Source organism: Streptomyces sp. NPDC089915, assembly GCF_040684675.1.
Lineage (GTDB): Bacteria > Actinomycetota > Actinomycetes > Streptomycetales > Streptomycetaceae > Streptomyces.
The window spans coordinates 1-8545 of sequence record NZ_JBFBGN010000206.1 but is presented as its reverse complement, the minus strand read 5'-3'; the positions used below and the strand labels follow the sequence as shown (position 1 = coordinate 8545).

General features: G+C 69.5%; 11 protein-coding genes and 1 pseudogene. 6 read left to right on the top strand and 6 right to left on the bottom strand.

Features of this window, described 5'->3' with window-relative positions; translation table 11 throughout:
• Together AB0O29_RS33015 and AB0O29_RS33010 are read right to left on the bottom strand one after the other, a co-directional pair.
• Positions 1–424, bottom strand: a pseudogene (locus AB0O29_RS33015) (hypothetical protein); the annotation flags it as partial.
• Between the two features lie 219 nt (positions 425–643).
• Positions 644–940: a hypothetical protein gene (locus AB0O29_RS33010; RefSeq protein ID WP_365159236.1), complete on the bottom strand. Its 297-nt coding sequence runs from the start codon at positions 938–940 to the stop codon at positions 644–646.
• A gap of 172 nt (positions 941–1112) precedes the next feature.
• Between AB0O29_RS33010 and AB0O29_RS33005 the strand changes: the two genes are divergently transcribed.
• The 3 genes from AB0O29_RS33005 (at position 1113) to AB0O29_RS32995 (ending at position 3254) form a co-directional block, all read left to right on the top strand.
• Entirely contained in the window at positions 1113–1763 is a 651-nt protein-coding gene (locus AB0O29_RS33005) for a hypothetical protein (protein ID WP_365159234.1), read from the top strand.
• A gap of 31 nt (positions 1764–1794) precedes the next feature.
• Positions 1795–2676, top strand: a complete 882-nt coding sequence (locus tag AB0O29_RS33000; protein ID WP_365159231.1) for a PhzF family phenazine biosynthesis isomerase — start codon at positions 1795–1797, stop codon at positions 2674–2676.
• Between the two features lie 65 nt (positions 2677–2741).
• The gene (locus AB0O29_RS32995; RefSeq protein WP_365159228.1) at positions 2742–3254 is read left to right on the top strand and encodes an immunity 21 family protein; all 513 of its coding nucleotides are present in this window, start codon (positions 2742–2744) and stop codon (positions 3252–3254) included.
• Positions 3255–3523: 269 nt separating this feature from the next.
• Here the strand turns inward: AB0O29_RS32995 and AB0O29_RS32990 are convergent, their stop codons facing one another.
• From AB0O29_RS32990 to AB0O29_RS32975, 4 genes are all read right to left on the bottom strand, one after another.
• The gene (locus AB0O29_RS32990) at positions 3524–4192 is read right to left on the bottom strand and encodes a hypothetical protein (RefSeq protein ID WP_365159225.1); all 669 of its coding nucleotides are present in this window, start codon (positions 4190–4192) and stop codon (positions 3524–3526) included.
• On the bottom strand, positions 4185–4763 hold the full coding sequence (locus tag AB0O29_RS32985) for a sigma-70 family RNA polymerase sigma factor (RefSeq protein ID WP_365159223.1): 579 nt from the start codon (positions 4761–4763) through the stop codon (positions 4185–4187). Before AB0O29_RS32985 ends, AB0O29_RS32990 begins: the two co-directional genes overlap by 8 nt.
• Positions 4764–4765: 2 nt before the next feature.
• A complete protein-coding gene (locus AB0O29_RS32980; protein WP_365159220.1) occupies positions 4766–4993 on the bottom strand; it encodes a hypothetical protein in 228 nt (75 codons plus the stop codon).
• Between the two features lie 161 nt (positions 4994–5154).
• Positions 5155–5640 carry a MarR family transcriptional regulator gene (locus AB0O29_RS32975; RefSeq protein ID WP_365159217.1) on the bottom strand — a complete coding sequence of 162 codons (486 nt, stop codon included), beginning with the start codon at positions 5638–5640 and terminating at the stop codon, positions 5155–5157.
• A gap of 43 nt (positions 5641–5683) precedes the next feature.
• Between AB0O29_RS32975 and AB0O29_RS32970 the strand changes: the two genes are divergently transcribed.
• The 3 genes from AB0O29_RS32970 to AB0O29_RS32960 are packed head-to-tail and all read left to right on the top strand — an operon-like array spanning position 5684 to position 8387.
• Complete coding sequence (locus AB0O29_RS32970; protein ID WP_365159215.1) at positions 5684–6601, top strand: alpha/beta hydrolase; 918 nt, start codon at positions 5684–5686, stop codon at positions 6599–6601.
• A gap of 10 nt (positions 6602–6611) precedes the next feature.
• Positions 6612–7055 carry a hypothetical protein gene (locus AB0O29_RS32965; RefSeq protein WP_365159212.1) on the top strand — a complete coding sequence of 148 codons (444 nt, stop codon included), beginning with the start codon at positions 6612–6614 and terminating at the stop codon, positions 7053–7055.
• A gap of 36 nt (positions 7056–7091) precedes the next feature.
• On the top strand, positions 7092–8387 hold the full coding sequence (locus AB0O29_RS32960; RefSeq protein WP_365159209.1) for a DUF2716 domain-containing protein: 1296 nt from the start codon (positions 7092–7094) through the stop codon (positions 8385–8387).
• The last annotated feature ends 158 nt before the right edge of the window (positions 8388–8545 follow it).

The following is an 8545-nucleotide window of genomic DNA, read 5'->3' as shown; positions in this document are numbered from 1 at the left end:
CCCGTGCCGCGGGAATCGGCCGGGCGACCCTCCACCGGCACTTCGCCGGGCGCGACGCCAGCCCGGCGTCCGTCCTGACCATGATGTCGCTGTCCATGTCCCCGAGCTCCATGGGCGTTCCGCTCTTGTGGGTGAGGGTCGACCAGACGAAGACGGGGATCTGCGGCCCGTCCTTGTCGTCCTTCTTCAGGCCGGAGCTGTCCATGTCCGCCGCGGTCCCGGTACGCACCTCCAGCGGCGTGACCGTGTACTTCGCGTCCTGCGACTTCAGCTTCTGGCTCTCCGCCGTCGGGCCCGCCTCACCCAGTCGGTAGGCCTTCTTCACGGCCTGGGGGGTGGGCCGCGCCGAGGCCGATCCGCCGGCCTTGCCGCTCCCGAGCCCGTTGCACCCGGTCAGGACGGCTACGGCCGCCACAGCACCCACCGCCGCCAGGGCAGCCCGATTCCACGTACGCATGCTCAACTCACACTCCCCCGAGGCCGACCGGCACACCTGCCGCGACCTGCGCTTCACTACTTCAAGTTCAAGCGATCATCCTCTCAGAGGCGGAGACCGATCAGGTCCACGCCAAGGCGGGAGCGCCCGGCGGGTGTGACGCCGGGCGCTCCTGGTGACGCGGTGGTGCGGGCCGGTGGGCCCGCCTCAGTTGCCGATACCGGCGGTGCCGACGCCTGAGTTGCCGATGCCGTGGCTGCCGAGGCCCGTGTTCCCGACACCGGCGGTGCCCAGGCCCCAGTTGGCGAATCCGGCGTTCCCGACTCCGCCGTTCGCGACGCCGGCGTTCCCGACGCCCTCGTTGCCGACACCGGCGTTCCCGACACCCGAGTTGCCGATGCCCGCACTGCCCACACCGTCGGCACTGGCGACGCCGGCTCCGCCGAGGGCCAGCACCGCCGCGGTACCGAGGGCGGCCGTCGCACGGAGAAGAGTCGTGTGCATCATCCGATACCTCCTCGATCGATGATCTTTGCGTACTATCCCTAACACAAGATCACGCCCAAGATAGGTAGATATGCCCGGTTTTGCCACATAGCCCCTGGATGCCGATGCCAGACCATCGACGACGACCCACGGGCTGTCGATGTCAGTGCCGGTCGGCATGATGGTGAGCATGAGTCACAACATCGCCTACTCCACCGCCGACAAGGCCCACGTCCTGGCTTTCCTGGGCGGCATCGACAATTTGACGGACATTCAACAGCGCCGCCTCGGCGGTATCCGCCGGGACGCCCAGGCCCATCAGGACGACCTGGACGAGCAGGGCGTCGACTGGGGACTGTCCATACCCGAGGCATTGGAGCACCTCCTGGCCGGGCGCACCGACGCCGACGCCGAATGCGCCGGCAACGCCTACACCGCCGCCCTCCAGCACATCATCGACCACAACGCCTCCGACCCGTCCCACCTGGGCACCTACTCCAAGCCCTCCACCTTCTTCGGCCTGGTCGACGACGAGATGCGCCGTCTCGGGGTGCCCGCGGACCTCCTCCCCCACGGCTACCTGTACAGCGAGCTGCCCGACGGGTTCCCCTTCGTCCCGGGTTCGGTGGACGGATACCCCGCCATAGGCCACCTGCCGCTGGCGAAGGCGAAGCCCGCGGCGGACGCCTACCGTGCCGTCCTCGACCGGATGGACCCCGACTTCCGCTACGACGTCCAGGAGCTCATCGACAAGCTCGACTTCGAGCACGGCGAATGGGCGTTCGCCACGGAGAAGCTGGACTGGTACACCCAGGACACGCTCTTCTTCAAGCTCGCCTGAACCCATCGGCCGACAGGAGAGGAGCCCGTCCGTGTCCGGACCCTGCACGACCGTGATCGTCCACGCCTGCCTGCGGGACGGCAACGGGGGCAGCCCCACCGCAGTGGTACTGGATGACGACCGGCTCACCGACGAGGAGCGCCGACGCGTTCCCCTCGAACACGGAACCTCGCACGCGGTCTTCCTCCGGCGGCGCCCGGAGCGTGAGCCGACGGTCGATCAACCAGCCGTCCACATACGGTTCTTCACCTCCAGCGGCGAGCTACCGGCCTGCGGTCACGGCACGGTCGCCGCCCTGGCCTTCCTCGCCTCCCGGACCGAGGACGCCGGAGGCTACCGGGCCCTCCTCCGGACATCCACCCGCACCTTCGAGGGACGGGCGCTACGAGAGGGGGCGTACCTGACGGCGGCCTTCGACCCTGGACCCGTAGACCTCCGTCAGGCGAGCGCCGAGGAGCGGAGCCTCGTCCTTCCCGCGCTGGGCCTCGCGGCGGCGGACGCCGCTCAGGACGTGCGGGTGGCCGGGGTGGGGCGGGAACGCCTGCTGATACCCGTGGACGACCGGGCCGCTCTCGCCACTCTGGACCCGAATTCGGGCAAGCTACGCGAAGTCTGCGACCACCTCGGCTTCTTGGGTGCGTACGTCTACTCTCCGCCCTCCCCCGCCGGCGCGTTGGCTGCGCGGATGTTCGCACCGTCCATCGGAGTCCCGGAGGACATCGCCAACGCCAACAGCACCGCCTGCCTGGCCGCCCACCTGGCCGGCCGGGGCATCAACCGCATCGCCGTCGACATGGGCGACGCCGTCGGCAGCCCCGCCACCATCACCGCCTCGACCCACCCGACCCCGTCGGGCCCCCGCGTCCAGGTGGGGGGCACCGCAACGATCGGACCGCCACTCCCCCGCGCCTGAACGACCGACCAGCAGAGGTGACCTTGAGCCCTCCCGCGTCGTGCGGCGGCCTGTAGCTTCCTCGTATGGCGAGGTATGCAGATCCAGGTGTGGTCGAGTGGGTGGAGTCCGGCGGCGGGCCGTTGATCGTCGTGCCTGAAGCCGTCTTGTCTTCGTGGTCCGGCGCGGACAGCGACGAGTCTGAAACCGATTACGACAGAGCCTGCGGCGTCGATGGGTATGCGGGCCTGGTGGCGGTCGGCCAGCTGCAGGCCCTGGTCCTCGGTGATGACCCCGCCTCGACGTCCTTCCTCCCGGAGCTTGGCCTGTTCGTGCGATGGTGCGCGGCCGAATCGGAGGAGGAGCTTCTCGGCAGCGTTGATGCCGCTCTGGCCGATGCCGTCTGGGAGCCTGAGCAGCATTGGGACGTGCCGGGGCCGGCGATGCTGTTCGACTCGGCTTGGCCTGGTGACGAGTTGGAGCCGGAGAACCACCTGCGGCTGGAACTGCGACCAGGACGGTACTCGGTTCGTGCCGCGTATGTGGAGCCGAATCCGAAGACCTGGCTCAACCTGGTTCAGCTCCGGCGCCTCCCATAGCGATCGCCCAGGACTGGCAGCACGTCGAAGCCCCGGCGGGGGCCGCTGGGGCTTCGGCACTGATCAACGTGGCACGGGTGTGCCGCCTCCATGGACAGGTGCACACGAAGCACCGCGCCGTCCTCGCTTCGACCGACGAGTCTGAAGGCCAGGACCGGCTCGACCAAGCAGGTGTCCGGGGACAGCCAGCCGTCGGCATCCCGGCAAACACCTCTCGGGCTTCATCGGTAGCCGGTCGTGGCGAGAGGCGCGGCCGCCCGAGCAACCGGTCAGCTGAACTGGACGGCGTCTTCCTCCGCGTCCTCGAAGAGCCTGACGACCCTTTCCCTGAGCAGCAGCAGGTTGTCGTACCTGAGGGTGAACTCCTCCATCAGCCATCGCTCACCATCCATCTCCGCAAGGAGCGCCGGAGGGGCGGTGTCGACGACCGCGGCCCATCCCCCGGCCTGCTCCCCGAGGACCTTCTCCGCGACTGCGAACTCGCGCGCGGCGGACCTCTTCGTGACGTCCCCGTACATCAGCCGCCTCATGATCCGGGTCAGTTCCCGATTGGCCATCTGTGCGGCGAGTTTGGGTGACAGACTCACCCCGGGAGGCAGCGGGCAACCAGCCGCGTGCCGGGCGACGGACCGGCTCAGCAGACGCAGCCTCATGGTTTCGAGCCGGACCTCCTCAAGCACCGCCTTCAGGGCTCCGCTCTCCCCCGGCATCCGTCCACGGTGCGCGCCGCCCCCCTGGTCCGTGGCCACCACCCAGTCCAGGTCCCTCGCCGTCCGGTCGTCGCTGAACCGCACCTGCTTCGACCTGGCCTGCCTGAGGCCGGACGACAGGTCCAGAGCCGGAGCGACGACGGCCAGGAGGCTGCTCTGGTGCTGGGCGAGGAGCCCGTCCAGGGCGCTCTCCGCGTTGCTGTCGAAGTCTTCGTACCGGTCACTCACCGGACTTCACCTCCTTCCTCAGTCCAAGAGTGGTGATCAGCCGCTGCCGCGCCCGGGTGTAGGCCTGTCGGACGGCTGCCGGGTTCTTCCCCAGGGCCCGAGCGGTCTCCTCGTGGGTGAACCCGTCGAGGCTCCAGGCCATGGCCTCCCGCTCCGCCGGGGACAGCAGGGCGAGCGCGTCGAGGACGGCCGTCTGCTGCTCGGTCAGCAGGACGAGGTCCACCGGACAGGTGCCACCGGGCCGGTCCGGGACCGGATCCATCGGCTGCGTCCGGTGGGTGGCCTGCCTCAGGTACTGCCGGTAGGCGACGGTGCGGAGCCAGGCCTTGGGCTTCTCGATCTCCCGCCATTTGTCCGGCAGCAGGGTCAGGAAGGCTTCGTGTGCCGCGTCGGCCGCTTCGTAGACGCTGGCCCCCAGGTTCACGAGGAACATCGTCACCCGGGGCATCTCGCTGCGGTAGAGGAAGTCGAACTCGTTCCGGCTCTGCGGCTGGACCTGCGAGCAGGGCCTTGGTGCGGGTGCGGCGGGCGCCGCCTGTGCGGCCGTCGGAGGCGCTGGAAGCTCGGTCACGTTCACCTCGCCCCGCTCTGATCTGCGGGACGACCGACCAGGACCTCGACGGAACGCTCGGGGCACCTCTCCGAGAGCCGGCTCCCCGGCGGCAGCAGCCTCACCCTCTCCGACAGCCCCTGCTGGGCGAGTTCGGCCCGCCGCACGTCTGCCCTGTCGCGGGCCGCCCTGTACGCCAGACGCGCGAAGAGCCCGAGCAGCGAGGTCACCCCCGCCACGATCATCGTCATCGACATCGGATCCACGACCTACCCCTTGGCCATCGCGGAACTCTGCGCCCCGCGTCCGTGTCTTCAAGCATCGAGGGGCCCCGAGTGTGACATCCGCAGACGCCGACTTTTGTCCGCGGACAAAAGTCTGACCGCCCGGACCCTGCCGTCCGACGGAGGTATCAGCCGGTGGGCATGCCGGTCTGGTCGCGTTCGAGGGAAGCGCGGAGCTCCGAGAGGACCTGTGCGGCGGCCGTGACGGGTGAGGTCTTGAGTGCGCCTGTGATCAGTTCGGTCAACCGCTCGGTGAAGGTCGCTTCCGCCGCCTCGACCAGCAGCAGGCCTTCGTCGGTCAGGGCGAGCAACGACGACCGGCGGTCCGACGGGTTCCGTCGGCGGACGACCCATCCCTGCCGTTCCAGGCGGTCGATCCCCTTGCTGGTGGCGCCGATGCCGATGGCGAACTCCGCCGCCAGGTCGGCCACCCGGGCCCCGGGATGGTCGCGGAGGTAGCGCAGGAACTCGTACTGCGAGGTGACGATCCCGTGCCGCTCACGGAGGCGGTCGTTGAGGGCGTTGTAGAGACGCGTCTCGCAACGGACGAGGTCGGCGAAGAAGGCCGCGACGTCGGTGGGACCACCATCACCACCACTTGAATTAGATGCCATGGCATATAGTGTAGTGGAAGGTATTACGGAGGGGGAGTACCCAATGAGCAAGGAACAGCGGGCCAGGATCGACGCGCTGCTGCGGCAGCCCCGGCCTGACGGGCCGCCTCAGTCGGTCGAGGCGATGCGAGCCGGATTCGATGCGCTGATGGCCCGGATGATCGTTCCCGACGCCATCCGCACCACGCGGACGACGCTGGGCGACCGACCCGCACTGCACGTCGAGCCGGACAATGACCCGCGCGGCGGGACGATCCTCTACTTCCACGGGGGCGGCTGGGTGTTCGGATCTCCCGAGACCGCGCTGTCCCTGACGGGCCACCTCGTGGCCAAGACCGGCCTCAGCTCGTACTCGCTGGACTACCGGCTCGCCCCCGAGCACCCGTTCCCAGCCGCGACCGAAGACGCCCTGAGCGGCTACCGAGCCCTGCTCGACAGCGGCGAGGACCCCTCCACCATCGCGTTCGTCGGGGACTCCGCCGGCGGCGGCCTCGCCGTCACCACCTGTCTCGCCGCCCGTGACGCCGGTCTCGCGATGCCTGCCGCGATCGTGGCCTTCTCCCCCGGTCTGGACGCCACCCGGTCCGGCGAGACGCTCGACACCAAGGCGGGCATCGACCCGTTCTTCACCCGCGAGCGTCTGGAACACACCGGAGCCATGTACCTGGCCGGAGCCGACCCGCATCAGCCCATGCTCAGCCCGGCCGTTCTCGCCGACCTGACCGGCTTCCCGCCGATGCTGCTCCAAGCAGGCACCAACGAAGTACTCCTGGACGACTCCACTCGCCTGGCCGCCCGCGCCCGCGCCGCCGGTGTGGACGTGATCCTCGACATCACCGCCGACGTGCCCCACGTGTTCCAGGCATTCGCCGGCGTTCTCGACGAGGCCGACCAGGCGCTGGACCGTGCGGCCCTCTTCCTCGCCCAACAAATCCACACCTCCGCCGCTGCAGCCGCATAGCCTCATGCCCGTGACCGACGAATACAGGGCGGGCAGTGCCTTCAAGAACCGGTGCGCCAACGCGGCGCTGACACTGGAGTCCTGCACCGAGTACTCCATCGACCGTGTCTCGTTGGCCGAGTCCAGCGAGAACCGCAAGGAGAACGTGCTGGACGTGTGGCTTCGCGAGGGGCCGCACAAGCCCGATGTGCTGATCTCTCTGTCCAACCTCTACTCCGTCCGCCCGTGCGAGCCCGGGCTGGCCCCCACCTTCATCGACGGAATCTCCCTGATCCACCTGCCGGCATTGCCATCGCCTTGGCCCGCCGAGGCCGTCGGCCGACTGGACCGCACCGAGGACCTGCCCGAACTGGCCTGGCTGAGGATCAGCGGGCCCCTCGATATCGACGCCCTCGCCGCGATCGTGACCGTCTATCAGGCACAGAGCGACGATGCGGCCTCCGTCCTCCAGTGACAACCACGAGGGACACGCCCCTTTAGGCTCCCGCTCATGGACGTGGATGGGGACGTGGACGTGAACGTGGGCCGGCGGTGGGCGCGGTGGAACGAGATGCGGGGACGGATTCCCGCCTGGCATCCCGTCGGGGTCGTCATCGAATCCGACGGGCCGGTGGTGCGTCGGCACTACGGGACGCACGGCACCGTCGAGCACTCCCCTCTCCCACCCGGCGATGATCTTGTCGACCTGGTCCACCGGCAGCAGGCGGCCTTCGCGCTGCGCGGTGAGCCGGCGGAGTGGAAGGTGTACGGGCACGACTCCCCCGATCTGGGTCCCGCGCTGACGGCGGCGGGGTTCACCGCGGGCTGGGAACGCTCCGTACTGATCGCCGGCCCGCTGCCTCCCGAGGGACCGGCCCCCGAACACGCGACGGAGCCGTTCCAACAGGACGTTCACGATCTCTACCGCGTACGGGAGCAGGCAGACCGGACATGGGCCGTCGCCGTCGGATCCCCGGGTCCTCACGCGATCCCGTACGCCGAGATGATCGCGGACGGCTCGTCGAACGAGGGCGACGTGTTCATCGAGGTCCTGCTGGGAGCCGACGGCCTGGTCTCCGAAGTCGCCTGGGCGCACGGCGACGAGCAGCCCTTCACCCTCGTCGGCGGTCTGACGAGTGACGACGAGGGCTTCGTCCGGGCCTGCACCGACCGCTGGCGCCGTCGGAACTGGCTCGGCTCCCCTGTCCTGGCCGAGGCCGACGGCCCGTTGCGCGCACGGCTCCTGGAGGCCGGCTTCACCGAGGCCACCACCGTCTGCTCCTACCACTGGAAGCCGCCCGGCACCCCCGAGCCCAGCCGGCCCGCGCAGTTCCTCGACTGGCTCCACGACGACGGCCCGCTGTGGGACCGCTTCTACGCGGACTTCGACTTCAAGCCGAGCACGGCCTACCGGCCCGCGATCACCGACCCTTCCCCCTCCGTCGTATGGAACCTGCACTCCCACCACCGGCTGGTCCCGGACCTCCCCTCAGCACTCGACGCGATCGTCCAGCGGGGGCTCCTCGCCGCCACCGCACCCGGGGAGTTCGTGTACTGGCTCGACTGGCAGCACGACGGCTACCGCTACGACCCCCGCCGCACGAACATGCCCGGTCGGCCGCCTCGGCCCGGCCTGGGCACCTACCCCAACGGCGACTACTACCTCCACCTCACCCACGACCTGCGCCTGGGCACCTTCGGCCATCCCTGGGAACAGACCCTCACCGTCTGGGGAGCCGCGCTCCTCGCCTCGGTCGAGCGGGAGCTGACGGAGCTCCTGGGGGACCCGGTAAGACGCCGGGAATGACCGCACTCCCTGCCGTTCGCTCCCCCTAGAGCGGGCCCCGGCGTTTTTTGCCGGCCAAAAGGCGGGGGGGACCCGGGGCGGGTGATTTGACCCACCGAGAGAAACCCCCCCCCCCCGGAGGGCGACTCGAAGGAGAGGAGAAAAGGGGGTGGGGGGAG

Coding starts and splice junctions, on each gene's coding strand:
- AB0O29_RS33010 (WP_365159236.1), bottom strand. CDS start 940: ATGCACACGACTCTTCTCCGTGCGACGGCCGCCCTCGGTACCGCGGCG.
- AB0O29_RS33005 (WP_365159234.1), top strand. CDS start 1,113: ATGAGTCACAACATCGCCTACTCCACCGCCGACAAGGCCCACGTCCTG.
- AB0O29_RS32995 (WP_365159228.1), top strand. CDS start 2,742: ATGGCGAGGTATGCAGATCCAGGTGTGGTCGAGTGGGTGGAGTCCGGC.
- AB0O29_RS32980 (WP_365159220.1), bottom strand. CDS start 4,993: ATGACGATGATCGTGGCGGGGGTGACCTCGCTGCTCGGGCTCTTCGCG.
- AB0O29_RS32975 (WP_365159217.1), bottom strand. CDS start 5,640: ATGGCATCTAATTCAAGTGGTGGTGATGGTGGTCCCACCGACGTCGCG.
- AB0O29_RS32970 (WP_365159215.1), top strand. CDS start 5,684: ATGAGCAAGGAACAGCGGGCCAGGATCGACGCGCTGCTGCGGCAGCCC.
- AB0O29_RS32960 (WP_365159209.1), top strand. CDS start 7,092: ATGGACGTGGATGGGGACGTGGACGTGAACGTGGGCCGGCGGTGGGCG.